Below are 24,544 nucleotides of genomic sequence, written 5' to 3'. Positions count from 1 at the left end.
ACCATGTGTGTTCAGCCCTCAGTCAGCCCTCATTGGGTCCTCCTTCAGTCCTCCTTCAGTCTTCCTTCGGTACGCCTTCAGTCCGCATCGGGCAGACCGCGGATGCCGCGTTCGTCCAGCCAGCCGAGCACGTAGTCGGCGACGGACCGCCATCCGCCGTCGACGACCAGCGAGTGGGCGCGGTCCGCGAACTGCTTGAGATCGGTGACGGCCGTGGAGTCGCCGTACTGCTTGTACACCTCGCGGGTGGCGGAGTCGGGCACCAGCCGGTCCTCCTGCCCGGATATCAGCAGCAGCGGCCCGCGGCGCGCGTTGCCGATGTCCGCCACGGCACGCGGGCTGCGCTGCGCCCCGCCGCATCCGAGGTCGGCGAGCAGACGGCGCGGTGCCGGCACCCCATAACGCTGGAAGAGCCGGTCCGACTCCTCGGCCCCGACCGTGTTGGCGACGAGGTGGTGGAACCGCTGCGGGGACAGCGACACGAGGGGGGCGGAGCCGTCCGCCTGCCCGGGGGCGCACGGCCGGGTCGGTGAGGAGGGCAACGCGACGTCGTTGACCGGGGCGGACGCGACGGCCACCGCCGCCCGGCCGATGTCGGCGCCGATGAGATGCTGCGCGATGAGCCCGCCGACCGAGTGGCCGATGATCACGGGCGGAACGTCGAATGCACGCACGATCCCGGCGTAGTGGTCCATGAGGACGTCCAGACCGGCGCCGCCCAGCGACCCGGGGGACTCGCGCACCTGCGCGGCGGTGGCGGCCTCCCCCGGCCAGCCGGGGGTGAACGCGAGAAACCCCCGGCTCGCGAAGCGCTCCGCCCACGACTCCCAGGACAGCGCGTGCAGCCACACACCATGGATGAAGACGACGGGAGTACGGTTCACGGCTGTTTCCTCCGAGCACGACGACCACCCGGCACCGGCACGCGGGCATCGGTCTCAGGTTCGTTCAGCCGGCTCCCCCGGACGACAGTCGAATGACTCAATCTTCACGGTTCCAGCCGCCGGGCCCGGCAAGCGGGACACCGGACTTCCTGTCGACGCCTCAGGCCATCACTCGTCGTTCACCCAGCGCATGAGCCGTTGCAGCGGATAGAAACCGTCGTGGGAGAGGCCGGGCGGCATGCCGCCCGCCCTGCCGAGGGAGACCACGCGCTGCACACCGGCGCAGGCGAGGGCGTCACGCAGCTCCGCCTTGCGGGCGTCGGGGTACACGCCGACCGTCTGGGTGGCCACCCCGGCGTGCCCTACGGCTTCGGAGAGCCGTGCGACCGGGACGACGTTGACGATCTTTCCGTCGGGGTGGAAGTCCACCGGTTCCGGGGAGCGGATGACCAGGCCCCGCCCGTCGTAGCCGCCCCACACCCGGTACTCGGGCGCCAGCGACCGCAGGACGTCGATCTCCTCACGCAGTCCGCCGGGGACCCTCGGGCCGTCGGCCGAGCTGAACTCCCGGGCGGTTCCGAGGCGTTCACACAGAAGTGCGGCGTAGCGGTCGGCGTCCTCCTCGGTGCCCTCGACGAACTGGAAGCGACTGGCCACGCACGCCTGCTGGTTGAAGAACGTGGCGTCCGTGGCGCCGGCGTCGGCCGCGAGGGCCAGCGACCCCGGCGAGTCGAAGGCCTCGCGGCCGATCAGCGAGATGGAGGTCTTGGGATCGAAGGAGACGAGCTCGAATCCCGGGCCGACATACCTCAGCGCCCCGCGGATCGTGGCCTCGCCGCCCCAGGCGACCAGCTTGTCGAAGAACTGCGGGCGGAAGAGGACGCTCTCGACCGTCTCGTCGCCGCCCCGCCAGTACACCGCAGAGAAGGAGCGGACCACCGGGTGGCCGGGAGCCACACCGGCCATGGTGCGCAGGATCGCGGTCGCCGTGAACAGGTCGTTGGAGGGCAGCTTCAGCAGGTTGACGCCCTTGGTGAGGGCTCCGCGTACGACGGACATCGCGGCGACGCCCGGGGCGTTGCCGGCGATGATGTGCACCAGGCGGGGCGGGAACGCACGGATGGCAGCCGTGCGCCCCTCGGGGAGCCGCACCTCGCGCCAGCCGTCGAGCACGTCCGCGCCCCCGAGTTCGTGGTCGATCTGCGCGTACAGGCCGGCCCGCTGGAAGCTGCGCCACAGCACGGCGTAGGCGCGTTCCAACACCTCCGCGGGGAGCGGACTGACCCGCACCATGCGGTCCAGGGCCTCGGCGAGCAGCCCCTCGCGGTCCGTTCTGAGGGCCTCGCCGGTCTCCACCAGCAGATCGACGATCTCCGCGACCGGCACGTGGAAGGCGGGGCCGGGTTCGGTGCGGGGCCACACCAGGCGGTCCAGGTCGAGTGCCGGAGCGGTGAAGGCGGCGTCCGCTCGGCCGTGCGTGGTGTGCGGGCCCGTCTCGACCTCCCCCCGGACCACGTGGGCGACGGCCACCGGGCTCACTGCCGCTGTCGTGGGCCTCATCCGTGGATCATCCCCCGCACATAGGAGTCGAGTGTCGCGGCGCAGGTGATCTTGTCGTCGCTGCCGAGGTCTCCGTAGCGCCGGATGTCCGGCAGGACCGCCGGTCCCGCTCTGCCGCAGTCGCACGGCGAGAAGTCCACGAAGACCCGGTCGCCGCTGATCAGCCCGCCCCAGCGCCCGGAGAGTGAGACGTCCAGGAAGGCGAACCGGCCCTCCACGACGCCGTGTTCCGTGTTCAGAAGGGTCTCGCCCGGCTCGTCGAGGACGAGGGGGATCACCCACGGCGGTACGTGGTGGTTGCCCTTCTCGCAGGCGAGGCAGGAGCCCTGGAGCTCCGTCATGCCGTAGCTGCGGACGCGCCGTACGCCGTCGTAGAAGGCGGCGAGCTGCGCCTGGTAGTCGTCGGGCAGCGCGCGGCCCTTGTTGCCGCCGCCGCTGAGCACGAGCGTGTCCGGGTGCAGGCTCCCGTCGGGCACGCCGCGGGCGCGCAGGGCCTGGATCAGCGTGAACTGCTGGTTGTTCATGCCGGCGATCAGCAGCGGCTCGTCGCGGTGGGTGGCGATGTCGTCGACGATGCGGGCGACGGCCGCGCCCAGCTCCTCCTCACGGGCCTCGGACGCCGTCTCGAAGGAGCTGATCTCCTGTGGGGTCGCGGTGCCCTCCGCCATGCGGCGACGCAGCAGCGCGCTGCTCATCAGCTCGGAGACCCGCATCGGGTCCTCGGTGAGCAGCCGGGTCTCCCCGGGCCGGGCGAAGACCTCCGCATGCCATCGGAAGCCGTCGATGGAACGCATCGGACCGCTCGCCGGCGCGAGCAGGTAGGCACGGCGGGTGGGCTTCGGCGGGAGCGGATCGGGCCAGCAGGTGAGGTTCTCCAGGATGTCGCGGAGGAAGCTCAGGTCACTTGCGTCGCAGTTGAGGAAGGACACCTTCCCGGAGGTGCCGCTGGTGATGTACGGGCGGTGTCCGGCGGCCGTGACGCGTTCGGTCCACTCGTCGATGTCGCGTACGCCGTCCACGTCGACGTCGCCCGGTTCGACCACGGACACGGTCGTGTACCAGCGCAGGAGCCGGTCCCACCGGCCGGCGGTGATGAGGGAGAGGGGGTACGACTTGTAGCTGGTGTGGGAGAACAGCAGGGGCACGAGGTCGTCGAGAGCGGTGACCTCTTGTACGCCGGTCTCCTCCGCCCGGGTGCGCAGCAGCGGGATGCGCTCGCAGTGGGCGGCGAACGCCTCCCGTGCGGCCTCGAGTTGCAACTCGCGCAGTTCTTCGGCCGGTTGGTCGAACGGGTCGCCGTTCAGGACCAGGGATCGGATCTGTTCGCGTGTGCTGGGCACAGCACCCCTCTCAATCGGTCGTGGTGGTTGTCTTCTCGGCGAGGTAGGACGACTCGATCGCGTCCAGATCGCCGCGCAGTTCCTTCGGGGTGCCGGTCATGGTGACGCGGCCGCGGTGCAGGACGTACACGCGGTCCGCGACGTCCAGCACCTTGCGCACATGCTGTTCGACCAGCAGCGCGCCCAGGCCGCGGTCGGCCGCCTCGCGCACCGCGTGCAGGAGACGGTCGACCACCATCGGGGCGAGACCGAGGGACAGTTCGTCGGCGAGGAGCAGCCGGGGCGCGCGGCACAGTGCGCGGGCCAGCGACAGCATCTGCTGCTCACCGCCGGACAGCATGCCCGCGCCGGTCTTCAGGCGTTTCTCCAGCTCGGGGAAGAGGCTCAGGGCCTGCTGGGTCGCCACTCGGCCGACGCGGAGGTTGTCCGCGGTGTCGAGCCGGGTGAAGACGGCCCGCTCACCGACGTACGCGAGCCCCTGGCGGGCGCGGCGGTGCAGCTGTGCGCGGCCGGTGTCACCCAGCCAGCGCACCTCGCCGGTCATCGGGGCCAGGTCGCCCGAGAGCACCCTGAGTGTCGTGGTCTTGCCCGCGCCGTTGGGCCCGAGCAGGGCGACCACCTCACCGGGGCGGACCTGAAGTTCGAGGTCGCGTACGACGGGTTGGGTGCCGTACCCGGCGGACAGGGCTCGGGCTTCGATCAAAGGTGTTCCGGTGTCGTGCACGGACGTTCTCCTTCGCTCGGGCTCCGGGGCGCCGGGCGCTCAGCCGGCCGACATGGCCGTCAGTACCTTGCGGACGTCGACGAACGTCGAGCCCTTCTTCGCCCACTCGATCTTCCCGTCGCGGATGGTCAGTTCGGTGGCGGTGGTGTTGTGGATGCGGTCGAGGCCCTTGATACGCAGGGCGGTCGACGCCTTCCAGGTCAGGGGCGGGGTGAGACCGCCGGTGGGGATGCCCGAGGTGGTGTTCAGCTCATGCACCAGGGCCTTGGCCGACACCGTCGACAGCTTCTTGACCGCCTCGGTGAAGACCTTGAAGGCCACCCAGGTCGTTTCGTTCGCGCCGTTGCTCGTGTCGATGTCGGTGCCCTTGGCTGCCGAGACGAAGGTCTTCCAGACGGCGTCCGAGGTCGGCGGGTAGTAGCCGGTGATCGCGGCGCCTTCCAGCGGGCTGCCGCTGCCCCCGGTGCTCTGGGCCAGCTGGGGGGTGAGGTTGCCGACGACGCTGCCGAGCTTGGTCTTGGCGCCGGACTGCACGTACGCCTTGACGAACAGGTCCGAGTGCGTGCCCAGGATGACGCTCACGCAGTTGCTGCCCTTGGTGGCGGCGGCGACCTGCGGAGCCAGGTCGGTGGCGGTGACCGGCACCTTGAGATCCTTGGGCGGCGCCCCTCCGGCGGAGGTCGCGCCCAGGGTGAGGAACTGCGAGACGATGGCGGCGGCCGCGAGGTCGTACCGTACCCCGGAGATCTTCTTGCAGCCCTCCTTCACCAGCTGCCGCCCGTGTGCCGCGAACACCGCCGGGGTACCGCCGTTGACCGGGAACGACAGCGGGTTGGAGAACTCGGCGGCCGAGACGCCGGTGCCGCCGAGGTAGGGGATGCCGGCCTTCTGCAGGATGGGCATGTAGCGGTCGCCCGCGAGGCTGTAGGAGCCCACGACGGCGACCACCTTGTCGGCGACCGCCTGCTGCGCGCACTTCTCGGCCTCGTCGGGGTCGTTCTTCTCGTTGCAGGTGAGCACCTTCAACGGGCCGCCCTTGATGCCTCCGTGGGCGTTGATCCACTTCTCGTAGGCCTGGGCGGTGAGCCGGACCCCGGGCTGGGCGCTGCCCTGGGTGTCCTCCGGGTTCCAGACCATCACCTTGACCGGCTTGCCCTTCGGCCCGGTGGCCTGGGTCGGGCTGCCGGCTGCCTCTCCCCCGCAGCCTGCGGCGAGCAGGGCTCCGGTCACCGCGAGACAGCTCGCTGCAACAGATCTGCGTCGGCGTGAGTCGTTCATGGTTCCTCCGGGGGAGCTCGCGCCCTGTGGGCGACGTCGAGATGCCGAACAGCATGGAGGTGTGACATTCGTTAGTGAAGTACTCTGGACACAATTATTTAAATAATTACTCTGTCTGTCTGGAGGTGCCACAGATGGACGACGTTCTGCGGTTCGCACTGCTCGGCCTGGGGCTCGGAGCCCTTTACGCACTCACCGCGCACGGCATCGTGCTGGTCTACCGGGGCTCCGGGGTCCTCAACCTCGCGCACGGTGCGATCGGGATGGCCGGCGCCTACGTGCAGTGGGAGCTCGCCGCCCACCACGGTGTCCCCTACTGGCCCGCCACCGCGTGCGGAGTCCTCGCCTCCGCGGTGCTGGGCGTCCTCACACATCTGCTGGTGCTGCGCCCGCTGCGCCGGGCGTCCACACTGGCCCGGCTGGTCGGTACGCTGGCGGTCTTCATCGTGCTCACCGCGACCGCCGTCAAACGCTACGGCGACAGCCTGCAACTGGTGCCGGGCAAACTGCCCGACCGGCTGCTGACGATCGCCGGGGCGACGGTTTCCGAGGACCGGGTCTGGCTGCTCGGTATCGCGGTCGTCGTGACCGCGGGCCTCCATCTCCTCTACCAGCGCACCCTGTTCGGCCTGGGCACCACCGCGGTCGCGGAGAACGAGGGCGCCGCCGCCTCGCTCGGCTGGTCCCCCGACCTGATCGCCACCGGCAACTGGGCGCTGGGCTCGGCACTCGCTGGGCTGACGGGCATCCTGATCGTGCCGGTCATCGGTCTGTCGGTGACCGGGCTGACCACCCTCCTGCTGAGCGCGCTGGCCGCCGCCCTGGTCGGCAGGTTCTCGTCCTTCCCCGTCACCCTGGCGGGCGGTCTGGTCATCGGGGTCGTGCAGTCCGAACTGACCCGCTTCGGCTCCGGCGTCACCGGCCTCGCCTCGTCGGTGCCTTTCCTCTTCATCACCCTGGTGCTGGTCGCGCGGGGCCGGGCGCTTCCCCTGCGCGGGACGTTCCTGGACCGGCTGCCCGCACTGGGCACCGGCAGGGTGCGCCCCGTGCCGCTGGCCGCGGCCGTCGTGGCCGGGCTGCTGCTGGTGAGCGTGTCGACGCCGCTGTGGGCCGACGCGATCACCACCACGCTGGTGCTGTCGCTGATCATCCTGTCGCTCGTCGTGGTCACCGGTTACGCGGGGCAGGTCTCCCTGGCGGCCTACGCCCTCGCCGGGACGGGCGCCTTCATCGCGGGGCACGCCTCGGCCGACTGGGGCTGGCCGTTCGCACTCGCCCTGCCGGCAGGTGTGCTGGGCACGGTGCCGATCGGCCTGCTGTTCGCGCTCCCGGCGGTCCGCACCCGCGGTGTCAACCTCGCGATCATCACGCTCGGTCTCGGCACCACCCTGGAGGCGATGGTCTTCCAGAACACCGGTCTGTCGACGACGCCGGGCAGCGACGGCATCGCCGTGGGCAAGCAGACCCTGTTCGGCATCGGCATCTCCGGAATCGACCATCCGCAGCGGTACGCCGCCGTGGTCCTCGTGCTGTTCACCGCCGCCACGCTCGTGGTCGCCTGCGTACGGCGCAGCCGCACCGGCCGGCGGCTCGTCGCCGTACGGGCGAACGAACGGGCCGCCGCCGCCCTCGGCATCGACGTCCGCGCGGCCAAGCTCTACGCCTTCGGCCTGTCCGCGGCCATCGCCGCGCTCGCCGGGGTGCTCACCGGCTTCCGCTCCACCTCGGTGGTCTTCTCCGACTTCGCCTCCTTCGACTCCATCACCGCGCTCGGGCTCGCGGTCATCGGCGGTGTCGGATTCCTCGTCGGGCCGCTGTTCGGCGCGACGTTCGCCGCGGGGACGGTGGGCGCACGGTTCGGCGACCTGGTGCTGCCCGGCCTGAGCGACTGGATACCGCTGATCGGCGGAATCGTCCTGGTGCTGACGCTGGTGGGCAACCAGGACGGCATCGGGAAGGAGGTCGGCAGGCGGGCGGAGGGCATCCGGCGCAGGCTGTCGTCCCGGCGCGGCGCGCACGCGGCCACGGCGGTTTCCGCGGCCTTGGCGGGTTCGAGTGGTTCGGCGGCTTCCACGGGTTCGGCGGCTTCGGCGCGAGAGGCAGCCGTGCCCCGAGCCACGCCGCTGCCCCTCCGCGTGCGGGGCCTGACCGTCCGCTACGGCGGTGTCGTCGCCGTCGAGGGGCTCTCGCTGGACGTCGAGCCCGGACGGGTCGTGGGGCTGATCGGCCCCAACGGCGCCGGCAAGACCTCCGCCATCGACGCCGTCACCGGCTTCACCCGGGCCGCGTCGGGCCGCGTGCGCCTGGGCGACCGGGAGCTGACCCGGCTGCCGGTGCACCGACGGGCCACGGCGGGGCTGAGCCGGTCCTTCCAGTCGCTGGAGCTGTTCGAGGACATGACCGTGCTGGACAACCTCTACACGGCCTGCGCCCGGCCCGGCCGGTGGGCGTGGCTCACGGACCTGGTCCGTCCCGGCAGTCGCCCGCTGCCCTCCCATGTGCTGGTCGCCGTGCGGGAGTTCGGACTCCAGGACAGTCTGGACCGGCCGGTGGGCGACCTGTCGTACGGAGAACGGCGGCTGCTGGCCATCGCCCGTGCGGTGGCGGCCTCCCCGTCCGTGCTGCTCCTCGACGAACCGGCGGCCGGGCTGTCGGACGACGAAACGCGGGAGCTGGCCCGGCTGGTGCGGCGGCTCGCCGAGGACTGGGGCATGGGAGTGCTGCTCGTCGAGCACGACGTCGACATGGTCATGAACGTCTGCGACCAGATCGTCGTGCTGGACTTCGGACGCCGGATCTGTGCCGGTACACCGGAGGAGGTACGCCGTGATCCGGCGGTCCGGGCGGCCTATCTGGGCGACCTGGAGCCGGAGGCGATGTCCTGACCGCCTCCGGCTCCGCCGGTGCTCGTGCCGGGCGCGCCCTTCAGGCGTCACGCAGCTCCGCGACATAGGGCGCGTGGGACAGCAGCCCGCCGTCCACGCGGAGGGTGTGCCCGGTGATGAAGGCCGACTCGTCGGAGGCGAGGAAGACGACCGCCGCGGCGACGTCCTCCGGGCGCCCCAGGCGCGGCGTGAGGTGATGGCGCAGCATCGCCTCCCGGATCGCCCCGTGCGCCGAGCCGGAGCTCGCCGGCGTGACGATGAAGCCGGGAGCGACGGCGTTGCAGCGGACGCCCAGCTTGCCGTACTGGGTGGCGACGTACTGTGTGAGGTTGATGAGCGCGGCCTTGGAGGCGCCGTACGCGGGGTTGCGCAGGTCGCCCGCGAGGCCGGATCCGGACGAGGTGTTGACGATCGAGCCGCCGCCGCGGGCGATCATGTGCGGGACGGCGGCCTGGATGGCGACCATGGTCCCGCGGAGGTTGATCCGCATCGTGTCGTCCCACACCGCCGGGTCGGCCTCGAGCACGGCGAGGTCCTGACGGGCGGCCAGGTGGGTGGCCGCCGCGTTGTTGTGCAGGACGTCGAGGCCGCCGTAGGTCTCCACCGTGGCGGTCACCATGGCACGTACGCTGTCGACGTCACCCAGGTCGACCGTGACCGCCGTGGCGGAGCCTGAGGCGGCGCGGATCTCCTCGGCGACCGCCTTGGCGCCCTCGGTGTTCAGGTCGGCGACGACCGTGTGCGCTCCCTCCGCCGCCACGCGGCGTGCGGTGGCCGCGCCGATGCCGGAGGCCGCTCCGGTGACGATCGCGATCTTTCCCTGGAGCCGTCCCATGACCGAACCGCCTTTCTCAGGCTGAGAGTTCACTGCCGACGACGGAGACGAACGACACGCATTCGCCGGGGCCGCCGCCGAGGTTGTGGGTCAGGGCGAGCGACCGCCCCTCGGCCAGGGACTTCACCGTCCGCTCGGGCGGCGCCTCGCCCCGCAGCTGCAGCCACGCCTCGAACACCATGCGCAGGCCGGAGGCACCGATGGGGTGGCCGAAGGCCTTCAGTCCGCCGTCCGGGTTGACCGGCAGCGAGCCGTCCAGGTCGAAGGCACCGTCGGCGACGTCCTTCCAGCCCTGGCCGCGCTCGGAGAAGCCGAGATCCTCCATCAGCACCAGCTCCGTGGGCGTGAAGCAGTCGTGGACCTCGGCGAGCGCGAGCTCGGACCGCGGGTCGGTGATGCCGGCCTGACGGTAGGCCTCCTGCGCCGAGGCCACCACCTCGGGGAAGGTGGTGAAGTCGTACTCGGGGTCGAGGAGCCCGTCCGCCGGGCCGGCGACGAAGGACAGCGCCTTCACGAAGACCGGCTTGTCGGTGCACCGGTAGGCGTCCTCGGCGCGTACGACGATCGCGGCGGCCGAGCCGTCGGAGACCCCCGAGCAGTCGAACACGCCGAGCATGCCGGCGACGACCGGCGCCGACCGGATGCGCTCCAGCGGCACCTCCTTGCGGAACTGCGCGCGGGGGTTCCGGGCCCCGTTGACGTGGTTCTTCCAGGCGATGCGGGTGATGACGTCCTTCATCTCCTCGGCGGAGAGCCCGTACTTGGCCGCGTAGGCGGGGGCGAGGAGGGAGAAGTTGGCCGGAGCGGTGATCTCCCCGCGGCTGTCGTCTCCCGCGCCGGGGATCGCGGTGCCCGACAGCCCGGACATGCCCGAGTCCTTGAGTTTCTCCACACCGACGGCCATCGCGACGTCGTACGCCCCGGACGCGACGGCGTAACAGGCGTTGCGCAGCGCCTCGGAACCGGTCGCGCACATGTTCTCCACCCGGGTGACCGGCTTGTGGGGCAGGCGCAGCGCCCGGCTCAGGGTGAGGCCGGACACCCCGGACGCCTGGGTGCCGAACCAGAACGCGTCGATGTCGTCGAGGGTGACGCCGGCCGAGGTCACCGCCTCGCCCACCGCGTCCACCAGCAGATCGTCGGCCGAGCGGGTCCAGTGCTCGCCGAAGGGCGTGCAGCCCATGCCGACGATCGCGACCCGGTCCCGGATTCCGTGCGAGCTCATCCGCGTGTCTCCTCGGTCTCGCCGGCGGTGCGCACCGGCCGGGCCTTCCAGAAGTAGTTGTGGACCCCGGCGGCGGTCACCGTGCGCCGGAACGTCATCTCCACCCGGGCGCCGATGACCGCGTCGGCCTCGGTCGCGTCGGTGAGCTGGCAGCGGAACCGGCCGCCGCCGTCGTAGTCGACGACCACGACGAGCATCGGCGGGCTCGGGGTGTGGGCCAACCGGTCGACGGTGAAGGTGGCGACCGTGCCGCCCACGTGCTCCATCGGCTCGTCCGTCATGGTGTCGACGCTGCCGCAGGAGGTGCACACCCGGTCCGGCGGCAGATGCCGGGTGCCGCACTTCTCGCAGCGGGAGGCGACGAGGCCGTACTTCCAGGCGTTGCGACGGTGGGCGGGTGGGGCGTAGGGCGGCTCGGGGTCCGGGCGGCGGGGCGGTTCGCGGTCGAGGAGGCCGCGCCAGGAGAGGTACGTGGCATACGGCATCGGGGCGCTGCCCGCGGCGATCTGTGCGGCGACCGGGCGGGCGCTGCGGTGGGCGGGGAGCGCGTCGGTGGTGCGCAGCAGGAGCACTCCGGCGCCGTCGCCGAGCACGACGAGGGCGATGATCTCGCCGGGTGCGGCGCGGTCGAGGACGTCGGCGAGGAGCAGTCCGGGCTGGGCGGTGCCGGCGTTGCCGATCGTCGCGGCGAGGTCCGGGGTCACCGCCTCGGGACGTGAGCCCGCCGTCCGTCGTACCGCCGCGCACGCGCGTGCGTGCAGGCCGGAGACGACGAGGTGGTCGATCGCCCCGCGGTCCAGTCCCGCCTGGTCGAGGGCGGCGGTGAGCGCCTTGTCCGCGAGGGACACGTAGATCTCCTCGGCGAAGCGCTCCTCCCACACCCGGGAGGCGGGGGCGCCGGGCAGCCGCCAGCGTTCGAGGATCTCGTCGCTGACGGTGTCGTGGGCGAGGAGTTCGGCGACGACGGGGGCTCCGTTGCGGTGGCCGCCGAAGACGAACGCCGCCGCGCCGTCGCCGCCCGCGATTTCGTCGCTGCCGCCGGGCAGGCCGGTGCGCAGGTCGGACAGGACCGTCAGGGTCGGTATCGGGGAGCGGGCGGCGGTGACCAGCGCGCCGAGGCCGGAGCGTACGGAGCCGGCCATGTCGACGGCGAGTACATGCTCGTCGAGGCGGAGCGCGGCGTGGACCGCGGTCGCGTTCGTCTTGTCCAGGTAGGCGGGTGCGGCGGTGGCCAGGAAGAGCTGGCCGATGCGGGGACGCAGGCCGTCGCGGGTAAGCGCGGCGCGGGCCGCCTCGACGGCCATGGACGTGGTGTCCTCGTCGTAGCCCGCGACCGCCCTCGTCCCCTTGGCCGGCCGGGTTCCCAGTGCCGCGGCGACGTCGGCTCGGGCGAGGCGGTGGTACGGCACGTAGGCGCCGTAGGCGATGAGTCCGGGCATCAGCGTCCTCCAGGAGCTTCGTTGCCGGTGCGTTCGAAGATGGCCGCCAGGCCCTGTCCGCCGCCGAGGCACATCGTTTCCAGGCCGTAGCGGGCCTGGCGGCGGTCGAGTTCGCGCAGCAGGGTGGCGAGGATGCGGCCGCCGGTGGCGCCGACGGGGTGGCCCAGCGAGATGCCGGAGCCGTTGACGTTGAACCGTTCGAAGTCGCTCTCGGTCAGGGCCCATTCGCGGGTACAGGCGAGTACCTGGGCGGCGAAGGCCTCGTTGAGTTCGATCAGGTCGATGTCGGCGAGCTTCAGCTCCGCGCGTTCCAGGGCCCTGGCCGTGGCGGGCACGGGCCCGATGCCCATCGTCTCGGGCGGCACGCCGACGACGGCCCAGGAGGCCAGGCGGCCCAGCGGGCGCAGGCCGAGTTCGGCGGCGCGTTCGGGATGGGTGACGACACAGATCGCCGCGCCGTCGTTCTGGCCGCTGGCGTTCCCCGCGGTCACCGTCGCCTCGGGGTCCTGGCGACCCAGTACGGGCCGGAGCCCGGCGAGCTTCTCCAACGACGAGTCGGGGCGCGGGTGTTCGTCGCTGTCGACGACCGTCTCGCCCCTTCGGTCGCGTACGGTGACGGGCACGATCTCGTCGGCGAAGCGGCCCTCCCGCTGGGCCGCGACGGCCTTCTCGTGCGAGCGCAGGGCGAGTCGGTCCTGCTCCTCGCGGGGGATGGCGTACTCCCGGCGCAAATTCTCGGCGGTCTCCAGCATGCCCCCGGGGACGGGGTGGTTGACGCCGCCCGACGTCACCCGGCCTCGGGCCAGCCGGTCGTGCAGAGTGGTGCCCGCGCCGCGTACGCCCCAGCGGACGTCGGTGGTGTAGAACTCGGCCCGGCTCATGGACTCGACGCCACCGGCCAGGACGAGGTCGCTCGCACCCGTCTGCACCTGCATCGCGGCGGTGATGACGGCCTGGAGCCCGGAGCCGCAGCGGCGGTCGATCTGGAGTCCCGGTACCTCGACGGGCAGACCGGCGTCCAGGGCGGCCACGCGGCCGATGGCGGGTGCCTCGCCGTTGGGGTAGCACTGGCCGAGCAGGACGTCGTCCACGGCCGCGGGCGGTATGCCGGTGCGTTCCAGTACGGCGCGCACGACCGTGGCGGCGAGTTCGGCCGCGGTCACGTCGCGCAGGACACCGCCGTAGCCGCCGACGGGAGTACGCAGGGGTTCGCAGATCACGGCGTCACGCAGAGGGGCGGGCATCGGGCAGGCCTTTCGTGTCGGCGAGTGGGCGGGGGTCACATGTACCGGCCGCCGGTCACCTCGACCACGGCTCCGGTGATGTAGCCGGCCATGTCGGAGGCGAGGAAGAGGACGACCTGGGCGACCTCTGCGGGCTCGCCGGCGCGGCCCAGCGGGATCTCGGCGAGCTTCGCGTCCCAGGCGGCGCGGGGCATCGCCTCGGTCATGGCGGTACGGATCAGGCCGGGCTGGACGGCGTTGACGCGGATGTCCGCCTTCGCGAGCTCCTTGGCGGAGGCCTTGGTGAGGCCGACGAGTCCGGCCTTGGCCGCGCTGTAGTTGGTCTGGCCGAAGTTGCCGACCTTGCCGGCGATGGAGGAGATGTTGACGATGCTGCCGCCCTGTCCGTGCGCCCGCATCGCCTCGGCGGCGTACCGGGTGCCGTTCCAGGCGCCGGTGAGGTGGACGTCGATCACCGCGCGGAAGTCGGCGAGGGGCATCCTGTGCAGGGTCGCGTCCCGGGTGATGCCGGCGTTGTTGACCATGACGCCGACCGGCCCGAAGGTGTCGGTGCAGTGGGCCACGAGGGCGGCCACCTCGTCCTCGTCGGTGACGTCGCAGCGCAGCGAGGTGGCGGCCACACCGTTCCCGGCGAGGCGTGCGGCGGCCTCGGCCGCGGCGGCCTCGTTGACGTCGCCGAGGACGACGCGGGCGCCCGCGCCGCCGAGGACGCCGGCGATCGCGAAGCCGATGCCCTGTGCGCCGCCGGTGATCACCGCGTTCCGGCCGTCCAGCAGTCCCATGTCAGCCCATCCTGACTCGACGCCATTCCTTATAAATAGATAACCTATTATGCTGAAACAATCAATACAGCGATCAGCTGTGCGAGCAGGGGCGACGAGGAGAGATCGCAGGTGGACATCAGCTATCCCCCGGAGACCGAGACGTTCCGCGCCGAGGTCGGCGCGTTCCTCGCCGAGACACTGCCGCCGGACTGGAAGGGCATCGGCGCCCTGGACGAGGACGCGGCCTGGGCGTTCGCCCGGGACTGGCGCCGCCGGCTCGTCGAGCGCGGCTACCTGTCCCTCACCTGGCCCGAGCGGTACGGCGGCCGCGGCCTGTCCAAGCTCCACCAGGTCGTCCTGATGGAGGAGCTGGCCCTGGCCGGGGTGCCGTTCGGGCTTCCGCAGGACACCTTCGGCGTGAAGATGCTGGCCAACACGCTGCTGCGCTGGGGCACAGAGGAGCAGAAGAGCCGCTTCCTCCCCCGGATCCTCAGCGGCGAGGACACCTGGTGCCAGGGGTACTCGGAGCCGGACGCGGGTTCCGACCTGGCTTCCCTGAAGACCCGCGCGGTGCTGGACGGCGGGGAATGGGTGCTCGACGGGCAGAAGGTGTGGACGTCCGGCGCCCACCACAGCGACTGGATCTTCGTCCTGGCCCGCACGGACCGGGACGCGCCCAAGCACCGCGGGATCTCGTTCCTTCTCGTGCCACTGGACCAACCCGGTGTCCAGGTACGGCCGTTCCGCATGATGAGCGGGCAGCTGCACTTCAACGAGGTCTTCTTCGACGGCGCCCGCACGCACGCCGATCTCGTCGTCGGAGGCGTCCACAACGGCTGGACGGTCGCCCAGAGCCTGCTCGGCGTCGAGCGCGGGGAGGAGGCGGCGACCAACCCGATCCTGTTCCGGGCGGAGGTGGAGCGCCTGGTGGAACTGGCCCGCCTGTACGGCAGGGACCAGGACCCCGTCGTCCGGCAGCGCATCGCCTGGTGCTGGTCCAAGGTGGAGATCATGCGGTGCCTCGGATACCGGACACTCACCGGCTGGCTCAAGGGCGCGGAGCCGGGTCCCGAGTCGTCGATCGCCAAGCTGTACTGGAGCGAGTACCACACCGCGGTCACCGATCTGGCGATGGACATCATGGGCCTGCACGGCCAGGTGCCGGTGGGCCGGCCGCCCCTGCGCACCTACCGCGCCGACGACCCCGGCGCCGCGAACTCCTCGGCGTCCTGGTCGACGACGTACCTGATCGCCCGCTCCGGCACGATCTACGCCGGCACGTCCCAGGTGCAGCGGAACATCCTCGCGGAGAAGGTCCTCGGGCTGCCGCGCGAGCCGCGGACGAGTGCCGGTCAGTAGCCGGGAAGGTCGCCGCCCCGAGCGGTCCCGGGCGCCCGGGGCGACCAGGGCCGCCAGAGGCGGCCGGACCCTGGTTGCCGGTGCTGCCTGGCCGGCCCAGGGGCCGCCGAGCTCCCCGGACCGGCCAGGGGCCCCCGGGCCCGCCAGGCACCGCCGGACCCACCAGAGTCGCCGAACCCACCAGGCACCGCCGAACCCACCAAAGTCACCGGAGCCGCCAGGCACCGCCGGATCCACCAAAGTCACCGAACCCACCAGGCACGGAGCCGCCAGGCACCGCCGAACCCACCAGGCACGGAGCCGCCAGGCACCGCCGAACCCACCAGGCACCGGAGCCGCCAGGGGCCGCCGGACCGGTCGGGCGGTCAGGCGTCGCCGGGGCTCTCGAAGGTGCCCAGCTCCGGAACCGGTCGCGGTCCTGTGCCCGGGCGCCAGCCCGCGTCGAGCTTGCGCAGGCCCACGCCGTCCGGCGCCCAGATGTGGCAGCTGTTCAGCACGCCCGCCGTGGCGCGCGGGTTGTGGACCGGTTCGCCGTCGGCCGCGCGGCGCAGCGCGCCCGCCGAGATCGCCGCCTGCACGACCGCGGGACCGAGGGCGCGTGCCAGCTCGTACAGGTGCGTACAGCCGGAGACGCCCCGGAAGCGCTCCTGGATCGCCCGGTTGTACCCGGCGGTGACACCGAGCCCGACCAGGCCGTCGAAGGCCGCGGTGATCCGCGGGCACTCCGCGTGCGGGAAGGTTCGCATGTCCGCGTCGGCGGCCGTGATCACCATGTCGTCGAGGCGGATCCGCACGGTCAACGTCATCCGGTGGACGACCCCGCCCGGCGGCTCCTCCCAGGGGCGCTCGTCGCGCAGTTCCGCCTCGACGGAGATCTCGCCGCCGCCCTCTTCCTCGTGTGCGGTGACGGAGATCGTACGGCGGTGCAGCGGGAGTCCGGCGCGGCTCATGACGAGGTCTCCACAGGCTGCGGCACCGTCTCGCCGAGCCCCGCGAACCGGGGCCGCCGGCGCTCGATGAAGCTGAGCACGCCCTCGCGGTAGTCCGGGGCGCGCTTGGCCACGGCAAGGAGTGCGGCCGCGCCGTCGCTGCTCTCGGTGAAGGTCCTCGCCTGGTCGTCGGCGAGCTGCCGCTTGATGAGGGACATCGCGAAGGGGCTCGCCGAGCGGGCCAGCTCGGCCGCGTAGGCGAGCGCCTCGGAAAGAAGTTCCTCCGGCTCGACCAGACGGTTGACCAGGCCCATCGACAGGGCCTCCGTCCCGGTGAAACGGCGCGAGGACAGCAGCAGGTCGGCGGCGTTGCCGTAGCCGACCAGCCGGGGCAGGATCCAGGACACCCCGTCCTCGGCCACCAACCCGCGCGCGCTGAAGGCGGCGGCGAACTTGGCGTGCGGCACGGCGAACCGGACGTCGCACATCAGCGCCTGGTTGAACCCGATGCCCGCGCAGGCGCCGTTGACGGCCGCCACGACGGGCTTGGGGAAGTGCATGGGGCGAGTGCGCGGTGGCAGCTCGCCGGTGGGCCACGGACGGGCACCGGACGAGGCCCCGTCCAGCACGCTCATGTCCATCCCCGGACAGAAGCTGCGCCCGGCGCCGGTGAGCACGACGGCCCGCACCCGTGGGTCGGACTCCGCCCGGTCGAACAGCTCGTTGTAGAGCAGCTCCATCTCCAGCGTCCAGGCGTTGTGCCGCTCGGGCCGGTTGAGGGTGAGGAGCATGACCCCGTCGGGGTCGAGTTCGGAGAGGATCACCGGGGTCGGCTTCTCGGTCATCGAGGTCACTCCCGCGCGGGCCTGTAGCTTATAGGTAGATGAATCATCTATATACCCAGCGATGGCCCCCACGCCAGACCGGGTCCGCGGAAGACAAGATCAAGCATCCCTTGACCTGGTATCCTCGATGCACTAAGACGATTCATTTTGCTATATGAGGGAGCCCATCGTGGCCGAGGCAGCCCCTGCAAGCGAAACGGCGGCCGTGCCCGCCCCCGCACGCAACCGCGTCGGACGCCAGGTACGGGTGCCGAAGACCGCCGAACTGGTCGCCGCGCACCTGCGCCGCCAGATCGTACGGGGCGAGCTGAAGCCGGGCGACGCGCTGCCGCCGGAGTCGGGACTGATGGAGCAGTTCGGCATCTCGCGGCCGACCCTGCGCGAGGCGTTCCGCGTACTGGAGTCGGAGTCCCTGATCACGGTCCGCCGCGGCGCCCACGGCGGCGCCCGGGTGAGCGCGCCCGACGCGGACGTCGCCGCCCGCTTCGCCGGCCTGATCCTCGAGTACCGCGGCGCGACACTGGGCGACATCTACCGCGCGGCCGCCCTCATCGAGCCGCCCTGCGCCCGCCAGCTCGCCGTCAAGCACACCGCGGACGACATCAAGCGGCTGCGCGACGCGGTGGCCACCGAGAAGGCCGCCCTGGACGACCCGCTCGCCCTGGTCGACGCCCAGGACGCCTTCCACGCCCTCCTGGTCGAGCTCACCGGCAACCAGACCCTGATCCTGCTGTGCGGCATGCTGCGCAACATCATCGACCGGGCCAACGCCTCCTACACGGCGGCCGCCACCGACGCCGAGACCCAGAAGGCGCAGGCCCTCAAGGGGCACCGGGCGCATGTACGGCTGGTCGGCCTGATCGAGTCCGGCAAGGCGGACGAGGTCGAGAAGCTGTGGCAGCGGCACATCTCCAGCGCCGACGACGTCGTGAACGCCGCCGGCCCCAAGACGGTGCTCGAGCTCATCGACTGACCCGGCCCGACACACAGGAACGAGCCTCTCCCTCCGAACCCCTTGCCTGGAAGAAACAGTTAGATAATTATAGAAGGCGTACTGAATAGCTCCTGGGGTCCGGAGGCGACGGCCATGGCCGAACAGCGCAAGCGCATCTTCGACTGCGACCAGCACATGTACGAGGAGCGGGACTCCTTCACCCGCTACCTCCCGAAGGAGTTCCTCGGTGCGGCGGTCGCACCGGTGACACTGCCGGACGGACGGGAGGTGATCCTCGCCGGGGACCGGATCGTCGTATGCCTGGAGCCGGAGTTCGGGCAGGTGTACCGGCCCGGTTCGCTGAAGGAGATGCTCAAGGCGATGGCCTCGGGCAATCCGGAGGAGACGTACCAGTTCGAGCCGATGCACGAGTCGTACCAGAACCGCGAGGCCCGCCTGCGGGTCATGGACGAGCAGGGCCTGGACCAGACGATCATGTACCCGGGCGGCTGGGCGCTGGTCGCCGAGGAATACGTCCAGGGCGTCGAGCCGCTCTACGCCAACTACCACTCGTTCAACCGCTACATGAACGAGGTCTGGGGCTTCAACCACCAGGACCGCATCTACTCCCCCGCCCTGCTGTCGCTGCGCGACCTGGACCACGCGGTGAAGGAGCTGGAGTACGTCCTGGAGCAGGGCGCCCGGTTCATCATGCTGCCGACCGGGCCGCAGTACGGCCGCTCCCCCGGCGACCCGTACTTCGACCCGTTCTGGAAGCTGCTCAACGAGGCCAAGGCCAGCGTCTGTTACCACATCAGCGAGTTCTACTACAACTCGAACGTCGCCCCGGCCTGGGGCCACGACCCGAACCCCATCCACTTCCGGATGTCCGCGTGGCAGTGGATGAACACCTACGGTCAGCGCCCGATCGAGGAGACGCTGTCCGCGCTGATCTTCGACAACCTCTTCGGTCGCTTCCCCGACATCAATGTCCTGGTGTCCGAGTTCGGCGCCGAGTGGGTGCCGCACTTCGTGCGCCACATGGACAAGAGCCGGGGCATGGGCCGCAACGGCCCCTGGATCGGCGGACAGCTGGACGAGCGTCCCAGCCAGGTCTTCCGCAAGCACGTCCGCGTGGTGCCCTACCCGGAGGACGACATCCCGAGCCTGGTCAAGCGCCTCGGATACCACGAGTCCGTCGTGATGGGCTCCGACTTCCCGCACGCGGAGGGCATCGCCAACCCGGCCGACTACCGCAAGCTCCTCGCGGAACTCGACGAGTCGGTGCAGGACGACATCATGTACAACAACGCCCAGCAGCTGGTCAGCCGCTGAGCGTCGTGGCACCCCCGCCTGGCGGCGGACCCGGTCAGCCGGCCAGGCCCGCCGCCAGGTTCGCGATGTCGCCCAGCAGGGCGGTGCCGCGCGGGGAGTGGTCGTAGCCGGCGAGCGGATAACCGTTGCTCAGGCACGCGAAGGACAGGCCGGACTCCGGGTCCATGAACCCCAGTTGGTAGGCGGCACCGGCGCTGCCGAACAGGGACGGCGAGCCGGTCGACGGCAGGTTGCCGCCCGCGTCGGGTCCGGCCACGGTGACGAAGAGTCCCATGCTGGTACGGCGACCGCCGCCGCCCCCGTAGATCTGCTCGCCGTACGGATGGCCGGTCAGCCGGATCCGCGTCCCCTCCGCCACCGCCCCGGGTTTCCACAGGCCGGAGTGGACCAGCGCCTGGAAGTAGAGCGCGACGTCGGCGGCGGTGGCGACCAGGGCGTGGCTGGGTTCCCCGGCCGCCAGGACCCTCGGATCGGACAGGTACCACGGCCCCCAGGGATCGGGTTCCCGGCCGTCGTCGGTGCGGTCGGTGGCGATCATCGGGGCGACACTGCCGGGCTGCCGGTCCACCGGCACCCCCAGTTCGATCGACGCCAGACCGAGCGGCCCTACGACCCGCTCGTGCAGGTAGTCGGCGAAGGCGAGGCCCGTGCGCCGCTCGACGATCTCGGCGATCAGCCAGGCCGCCGAGGTGAGGTGGAACTGGAACCGGCTGCCCGGAGGGTGGTCGAGCCGCCAGCGGCCGAAGGCGGCGAGCCGCTGCTCGCGGTCGAGCATCTTGGGGTACCCGAGGGGCGCGAAGGGGAATCCGGCGGTGTGGGTGAGCACCTGCTCGACCCTCACCTCCTCCTTCCCGTTCGGCGCGAACTCCGGAATGATCGCGGCGACCCGCTCGTCCACGTCGAGGAGACCCTCGCCGATCAGCTTCCACACCACGCCCGCGACGATCGACCGCCCGACGGACTGCAGGACGTACCGGGTGCCGGGGTGGGCGTCGCCATAGGTCTCGAAGGCCACCAGCCGTCCGTCGCGGGCGACGGCGACCTGGGCCGATGGCAGGGGGCCGTGCTCGACCTCCCCGCGGATGCGGCTGAGGAGGGTGTCGAGTCGCCGCGGGTCGACGAGGTCAGGCATGTGTTCCTCCTTCGTACGGCTCCCGCAAGCGACGGCGCACGACCTTGCCGTTGGCGTTGCGGGGCAGGTGGTCCACGAACCACCAGCGGACGGGGACCTTGAACCCGGAGAGCCGGGCGCGGGTATGGCTCCTGAGCGCCGCGGGATCCGGCGGGGTGCGGGGATCGGCCGGTACGACGAAGGCGACGACGGTCTGCCCCAGCCGCTCGTCGGGGACGCCCGTCACCGCCGCGTCCGCGACGCCGGGGTGAGCGCTCAGGACCGTCTCGACCTCCAGCGGATGGACGTTCTCGCCACCCCGGATGATCATGTCGGTGCGGCGGCCGTAGAGGTAGAGATAGCCGTCCGGTGCCACTTGGCCCAGGTCGCCGCTGTGCAGCCAGCCCTCGGCGTCGACGCGGAAGAAATGGCCGGCGCGCGCGTGGATCTCGCCGATGCCGTCCGGTCCGGCGTCGTCGACCCTGAGCTCGACCCCGGGGGCGGGGCGCCCCACGGAGCGCAGCAGTTCGGTGCGTCCGGCGACCGCCTCCCGGTGGTCCTCGGGGGTGAGCACGCTGATCGGTGAACCCTCGGTCTGGCCGAACATGTTGAGCATGCGGACGCCGGGCATCGCCTCGTACGTCCGCCGCAGGGTGCCGGGGCGGACGGGCGCGCCGCCGTACTGGAGGGTCCGCAGGGACCCGTGGCGTGCCTCGCCTGCCGCCAGCAGGGTCTCCAGCATCGCCGGGACCATGCTCGTGTGGGTGGTCCCGAGGTGCCGAAGCAGGCGCCAGCCCTCGACGGTGAAGCGCGGCAGTCCGGTGATCAGCGCTCCGGCGGCGAGGGCGACGGCGATGTTGCCGAGGCCCGCGATGTGGTGGAAGGGCGCGCTGCCGCCGTAGAAGCTGTCGGGGTCGAGCCCGCACAGCCGCCCGTTCACCCGGGCCCGGGCCGCCAGGCGCCGCTGGGTCATGGCGACGGGTTTGGGCAGGCCCGTCGTCCCGGAGGTGTGCAGAAGGGCGGCGAGTTCGTCGGGCCGGGCCGTGAAGGCCCGCGTACCGGTGGGCAGTTCGGGCACGATGACGAGCCGTCGGCCCGCGAGTTCGGCGACCTGTCCGGCCAGGTCGGCGAACTCGGCCTGGGCCAGCAGTATGTGAGCCGGTAGTTCCCGGACCACGCCGGCGATCTCGTACGCCGTCATGCGGACGCCGAGTGGTGCGAGCGGATGGCCCGATCCGGCGCCGCCGATCACCAGCGCCAGGGCGTCGGCGGAGGTGGCGACGAGAGCGGGTACCGGCGCGCCGGGCTCCAGGCCGAGGGTGTCCAGCCAGTCGGCCGCCCCCGCAGCCCGGTCGAGGAGTTCGCGTCCGGTCCAGCTCAGGTCGCCGAACCGGACGGCGGGGCGGGCGTGGTCGTAGGCGCGGTTCACCATGGCGGTCCAGGTGGCCGGCTGCCCCGGCTCCTGTGCGGCGGCCACCGGCTCAGGGCTCCAGGCGGGCCGCCGCGGTGCCGGTGACCACCTCGGCGCCGTCCTGGTTGACGGTGCGCAGCGAGAAGTGGGCGACCCGGCCCGACGGCGTGTCCTCGATGGATTCGACGGTGGCGGTGGCGGTGAGGGTGTCGCCGGGCCAGACCTGGGCCTTGAAGCGCACGCCGTAGCGCAGCAGCGCCTCGGGGCCGACCCAGTCGGTCAGGACCCGGCCGGTCATGCCCATCGTCAGCATGCCGTGGGCGAAGACTGCCGGGTATCCCGCGGCCTCGACGGCGAACCGCTCGTCGGTGTGCAGCGGGTTGAAGTCACCGGAGGCGCCGGCGTACTGCACGATCCGGGTGCGCTTGAGGTCGTCGACGAGGACGCGCTCACGGCTCTCGCCGACCTTGATGTCGGCCACGCTCACAGTCATCGGGATTCCTTCGGGGTCGCGGGGCCCTCGGGGACGACGGCCACGGTCACTGCGCTGACGACCGGCTCACCGTCGGCGTCCCGGTACTCGGTGATGCGCTCGCTGAACAGGAGACGGCCGCTGCGGCCCTGCTTCTGCCAACTGCGTCCGGGGACGGTGTGCGCGTAGAGCGTCTCCCCGGCGCGCACCGGGCGGTGGTACTCGAAGTGCTGCTCGGCGTGCAGCCCGCCGCCGCCCTCGGCCATCACCCCGGGGCCCCGGCCGGATCCGAACCACTCCTCGTCCGGCTTGGGGCGCAGGTGGTAGCCGGCGTCGTAGTGGGCGCTCGCCATGGTGAAGGTCGGCGGCGCGAGGGCCGCCCCGCCCTGGTACGCGGGGTGTTCGTCGCCGATGGCGCGGGCGAACATCATGATGTGCCCGGCCTCGACGGGGAACGGCTGCCCTGTCATCCTCGTGCTCCTCGGTCGGAAAAAGCAGGTCGTCGAAACAGCGGATCAGTACGGTAGGAACGCGTCCCGGACGGCTTCGTCCGGGTCGAAGTCCGGCGGCAGTCCCTCGAACTTCGGCTGGCGTTTCTCCGTGAAGCTCGCCACGCCCTCGCGGAAGTCCGGCGAGCCCGCGAAGAACTCCATGGCGGAGTAGGAGCGGGCGAGGGCGTCGGTGAAAGAGCGGTCCAGGTCGCCGTACACCTGATGGCGTACGACGGCCATGGCGCGCGGAGAGCAGTTGCGGGCGATGTCCCGGGCGTAGGCGCGGGCGGCGTCCAGCAGGTCCTCGCCTTCCACGACACGGCTGACGAGGCCGAGGGCCTTGGCCTCGTCGGAGTCGAAGACCCGGCCGGACACCAGCAGGTCGAGCGCGTTCTCCAAGCCGATGACGCGCGGCAGCACGTACGGCAGGTTGTACTCGCCGGCCAGGCCGCGCCGGGTGAAGGCGGTGGTGAAGCGGGCTCCGCGGGCGGCGAAGCGGACGTCACAGATGAGCGCCTGGACCAGGCCGATGCCCGCGCAGGCGCCGTTGACGGCGGCGATCATCGGCTTCGGCAGGTTCCGCCTGCTGTACATGGGGACGCGGGCGTGGAGCCCCAGCGACTGGCCCGGCCGGGAGTTCTGCTCCAGCCGCTGCATGTCCATGCCGGGACAGAACGCACGGCCGGCGCCGGTGACGATCACGACGCGGACGGCGCTGTCCTGGGCGGCCTCGTCCAGGAGCGCGAAGAAGCGGTTCTCCATGGGGATGCTCCAGGCGTTCTTCCGCTCGGGACGGTTGAGGGTGAGCGTGGCCACGCCGTCCTCGTCGACCTCGTAGAGAACCAGGTCGTCAGCGTCTTCGGGCATCACGTCACTCCTCGCTCAGCGGTCCTATGGGATCGCCGACGCCCGGCCGCTCTCCGGAGATGGTGACCACCACCTGCCCCCGGGCGCAGATGCGCCCGTCGGTCATCACGTCGACGTCGGCGAAGTGCAGTCTCTTGCCCCGCCGGACACAGCGGGCGTGGGCGACGGCCTCCCGGCCGCGGGCGGGGGCGAGGAACTGCACCGACATCGACACGGTGCTGAGCCGGCTCCCCTTGGTGAAGTCGTGCCCGGCGATCACCGCGCCGGACCCCGCGGTGTCGATGAGTGCCGAGATCACCCCGCCGTGGAAGACGTCCTCATGGGCGGAGAGGGAATCGGCGTAGGGCAGCACGATCTCGACCGTTTCGGAGTCCCAGCGCGTCACCCGGATGCGGCAGCGGCGGTTGAAGGCGACGCCTCGTTCCCAGCGGGCCCGGAACCACGCCCGGCGTTCGCACTGCTCCTGTTCGGTGAGGGTCCTCGCCGCGACGGTCATCAGCACGCCCTCCGGTCTCGGCCTGCCAGCCGATCCATATAGTTACATGATTTGAATAGTTACAGCAATCGAGCCGGGTTCAACCCTGACGCCAGATGTATTATTTATATAACTCA

22 protein-coding genes are annotated in these 24,544 nt (G+C 71.5%); 4 read left to right on the top strand and 18 right to left on the bottom strand.

What is annotated here, in order from left to right; all coding sequences use genetic code 11:
• Positions 1-77 precede the first annotated feature (77 nt).
• The 5 genes from ACFY0F_RS07665 to ACFY0F_RS07645 all read right to left on the bottom strand — a co-directional run bounded on the left by ACFY0F_RS07665 (position 78) and on the right by ACFY0F_RS07645 (position 5,786).
• Positions 78-884 carry an alpha/beta hydrolase gene (locus ACFY0F_RS07665; RefSeq protein WP_388790436.1) on the bottom strand — a complete coding sequence of 269 codons (807 nt, stop codon included), beginning with the start codon at positions 882-884 and terminating at the stop codon, positions 78-80.
• Positions 885-1,052: 168 nt separating this feature from the next.
• Positions 1,053-2,444 (bottom strand): acyl-CoA reductase, encoded by a 1,392-nt coding sequence (locus ACFY0F_RS07660; RefSeq protein ID WP_388790433.1) that lies wholly within the window; start codon positions 2,442-2,444, stop codon positions 1,053-1,055.
• Entirely contained in the window at positions 2,441-3,784 is a 1,344-nt protein-coding gene (locus ACFY0F_RS07655) for a hypothetical protein (RefSeq protein ID WP_388790430.1), read from the bottom strand. Before ACFY0F_RS07655 ends, ACFY0F_RS07660 begins: the two co-directional genes overlap by 4 nt.
• Positions 3,785-3,794: 10 nt before the next feature.
• Positions 3,795-4,508, bottom strand: coding sequence for an ABC transporter ATP-binding protein (locus tag ACFY0F_RS07650; RefSeq protein ID WP_388790427.1), 714 nt, complete (start codon positions 4,506-4,508; stop codon positions 3,795-3,797).
• 39 nt (positions 4,509-4,547) lie between these two features.
• Entirely contained in the window at positions 4,548-5,786 is a 1,239-nt protein-coding gene (locus ACFY0F_RS07645; RefSeq protein ID WP_388790425.1) for an ABC transporter substrate-binding protein, read from the bottom strand.
• A 134-nt stretch (positions 5,787-5,920) separates the two neighbouring features.
• Between ACFY0F_RS07645 and ACFY0F_RS07640 the strand changes: the two genes are divergently transcribed.
• Positions 5,921-8,671: an ATP-binding cassette domain-containing protein gene (locus tag ACFY0F_RS07640; protein ID WP_388790421.1), complete on the top strand. Its 2,751-nt coding sequence runs from the start codon at positions 5,921-5,923 to the stop codon at positions 8,669-8,671.
• A gap of 40 nt (positions 8,672-8,711) precedes the next feature.
• On the opposite strand, the gene ACFY0F_RS07635 is transcribed toward ACFY0F_RS07640, so the two are convergent.
• The 5 genes from ACFY0F_RS07635 to fabG are packed head-to-tail and all read right to left on the bottom strand — an operon-like array spanning position 8,712 to position 14,196.
• Positions 8,712-9,506 carry an SDR family NAD(P)-dependent oxidoreductase gene (locus ACFY0F_RS07635; RefSeq protein WP_388790419.1) on the bottom strand — a complete coding sequence of 265 codons (795 nt, stop codon included), beginning with the start codon at positions 9,504-9,506 and terminating at the stop codon, positions 8,712-8,714.
• Positions 9,507-9,522: 16 nt separating this feature from the next.
• Positions 9,523-10,731, bottom strand: a complete 1,209-nt coding sequence (locus tag ACFY0F_RS07630) for an acetyl-CoA acetyltransferase (protein WP_388790416.1) — start codon at positions 10,729-10,731, stop codon at positions 9,523-9,525.
• Positions 10,728-12,170 carry an OB-fold domain-containing protein gene (locus ACFY0F_RS07625; RefSeq protein ID WP_388790414.1) on the bottom strand — a complete coding sequence of 481 codons (1,443 nt, stop codon included), beginning with the start codon at positions 12,168-12,170 and terminating at the stop codon, positions 10,728-10,730. Before ACFY0F_RS07625 ends, ACFY0F_RS07630 begins: the two co-directional genes overlap by 4 nt.
• A complete protein-coding gene (locus ACFY0F_RS07620) occupies positions 12,170-13,414 on the bottom strand; it encodes an acetyl-CoA C-acetyltransferase (RefSeq protein ID WP_388790411.1) in 1,245 nt (414 codons plus the stop codon). Before ACFY0F_RS07620 ends, ACFY0F_RS07625 begins: the two co-directional genes overlap by 1 nt.
• Before the next feature lie 35 nt (positions 13,415-13,449).
• Positions 13,450-14,196 carry a 3-oxoacyl-ACP reductase FabG gene (fabG, locus tag ACFY0F_RS07615; RefSeq protein ID WP_388790408.1) on the bottom strand — a complete coding sequence of 249 codons (747 nt, stop codon included), beginning with the start codon at positions 14,194-14,196 and terminating at the stop codon, positions 13,450-13,452.
• Positions 14,197-14,307: 111 nt separating this feature from the next.
• On the opposite strand from fabG, the gene ACFY0F_RS07610 reads away from it, so the two are divergent.
• Positions 14,308-15,537: an acyl-CoA dehydrogenase family protein gene (locus ACFY0F_RS07610; RefSeq protein ID WP_388790405.1), complete on the top strand. Its 1,230-nt coding sequence runs from the start codon at positions 14,308-14,310 to the stop codon at positions 15,535-15,537.
• 365 nt (positions 15,538-15,902) lie between these two features.
• Here the strand turns inward: ACFY0F_RS07610 and ACFY0F_RS07605 are convergent, their stop codons facing one another.
• Both ACFY0F_RS07605 and ACFY0F_RS07600 read right to left on the bottom strand, forming a co-directional pair.
• Positions 15,903-16,487, bottom strand: a complete 585-nt coding sequence (locus ACFY0F_RS07605; protein ID WP_388790402.1) for a DUF2889 domain-containing protein — start codon at positions 16,485-16,487, stop codon at positions 15,903-15,905.
• A complete protein-coding gene (locus ACFY0F_RS07600; protein WP_388790400.1) occupies positions 16,484-17,311 on the bottom strand; it encodes an enoyl-CoA hydratase-related protein in 828 nt (275 codons plus the stop codon). The genes ACFY0F_RS07605 and ACFY0F_RS07600 overlap by 4 nt, the downstream gene beginning before the upstream one ends.
• 169 nt (positions 17,312-17,480) lie before the next feature.
• Here ACFY0F_RS07600 and ACFY0F_RS07595 point away from each other — a divergent pair, with 169 nt between their 5' ends.
• Positions 17,481-18,284 carry a FadR/GntR family transcriptional regulator gene (locus tag ACFY0F_RS07595; protein ID WP_388790397.1) on the top strand — a complete coding sequence of 268 codons (804 nt, stop codon included), beginning with the start codon at positions 17,481-17,483 and terminating at the stop codon, positions 18,282-18,284.
• Positions 18,285-18,398: 114 nt separating this feature from the next.
• Positions 18,399-19,580, top strand: coding sequence for an amidohydrolase family protein (locus ACFY0F_RS07590; protein WP_388790394.1), 1,182 nt, complete (start codon positions 18,399-18,401; stop codon positions 19,578-19,580).
• Between the two features lie 34 nt (positions 19,581-19,614).
• On the opposite strand, the gene ACFY0F_RS07585 is transcribed toward ACFY0F_RS07590, so the two are convergent.
• The 6 genes from ACFY0F_RS07585 to ACFY0F_RS07560 are packed head-to-tail and all read right to left on the bottom strand — an operon-like array spanning position 19,615 to position 24,428.
• Positions 19,615-20,712 (bottom strand): serine hydrolase domain-containing protein, encoded by a 1,098-nt coding sequence (locus ACFY0F_RS07585; RefSeq protein ID WP_388790392.1) that lies wholly within the window; start codon positions 20,710-20,712, stop codon positions 19,615-19,617.
• Positions 20,705-22,168 carry a class I adenylate-forming enzyme family protein gene (locus ACFY0F_RS07580; protein WP_388790389.1) on the bottom strand — a complete coding sequence of 488 codons (1,464 nt, stop codon included), beginning with the start codon at positions 22,166-22,168 and terminating at the stop codon, positions 20,705-20,707. The genes ACFY0F_RS07585 and ACFY0F_RS07580 overlap by 8 nt, the downstream gene beginning before the upstream one ends.
• 4 nt (positions 22,169-22,172) lie before the next feature.
• Positions 22,173-22,595 (bottom strand): MaoC/PaaZ C-terminal domain-containing protein, encoded by a 423-nt coding sequence (locus tag ACFY0F_RS07575; RefSeq protein ID WP_388790387.1) that lies wholly within the window; start codon positions 22,593-22,595, stop codon positions 22,173-22,175.
• Positions 22,592-23,044, bottom strand: coding sequence for a MaoC family dehydratase N-terminal domain-containing protein (locus ACFY0F_RS07570; RefSeq protein ID WP_388790384.1), 453 nt, complete (start codon positions 23,042-23,044; stop codon positions 22,592-22,594). Before ACFY0F_RS07570 ends, ACFY0F_RS07575 begins: the two co-directional genes overlap by 4 nt.
• 45 nt (positions 23,045-23,089) lie before the next feature.
• A complete protein-coding gene (locus tag ACFY0F_RS07565; RefSeq protein WP_388790381.1) occupies positions 23,090-23,932 on the bottom strand; it encodes an enoyl-CoA hydratase-related protein in 843 nt (280 codons plus the stop codon).
• A gap of 4 nt (positions 23,933-23,936) precedes the next feature.
• Positions 23,937-24,428: a PaaI family thioesterase gene (locus ACFY0F_RS07560; RefSeq protein ID WP_388790378.1), complete on the bottom strand. Its 492-nt coding sequence runs from the start codon at positions 24,426-24,428 to the stop codon at positions 23,937-23,939.
• Positions 24,429-24,544: the final 116 nt, after the last annotated feature.

This window comes from Streptomyces sp. NPDC001544 (assembly GCF_042894285.1).
Taxonomy (GTDB): Bacteria; Actinomycetota; Actinomycetes; order Streptomycetales; family Streptomycetaceae; genus Streptomyces.
The sequence above is the reverse complement of the archived record's forward strand: the minus strand, read 5'-3'. Positions and strand labels throughout refer to the sequence as shown.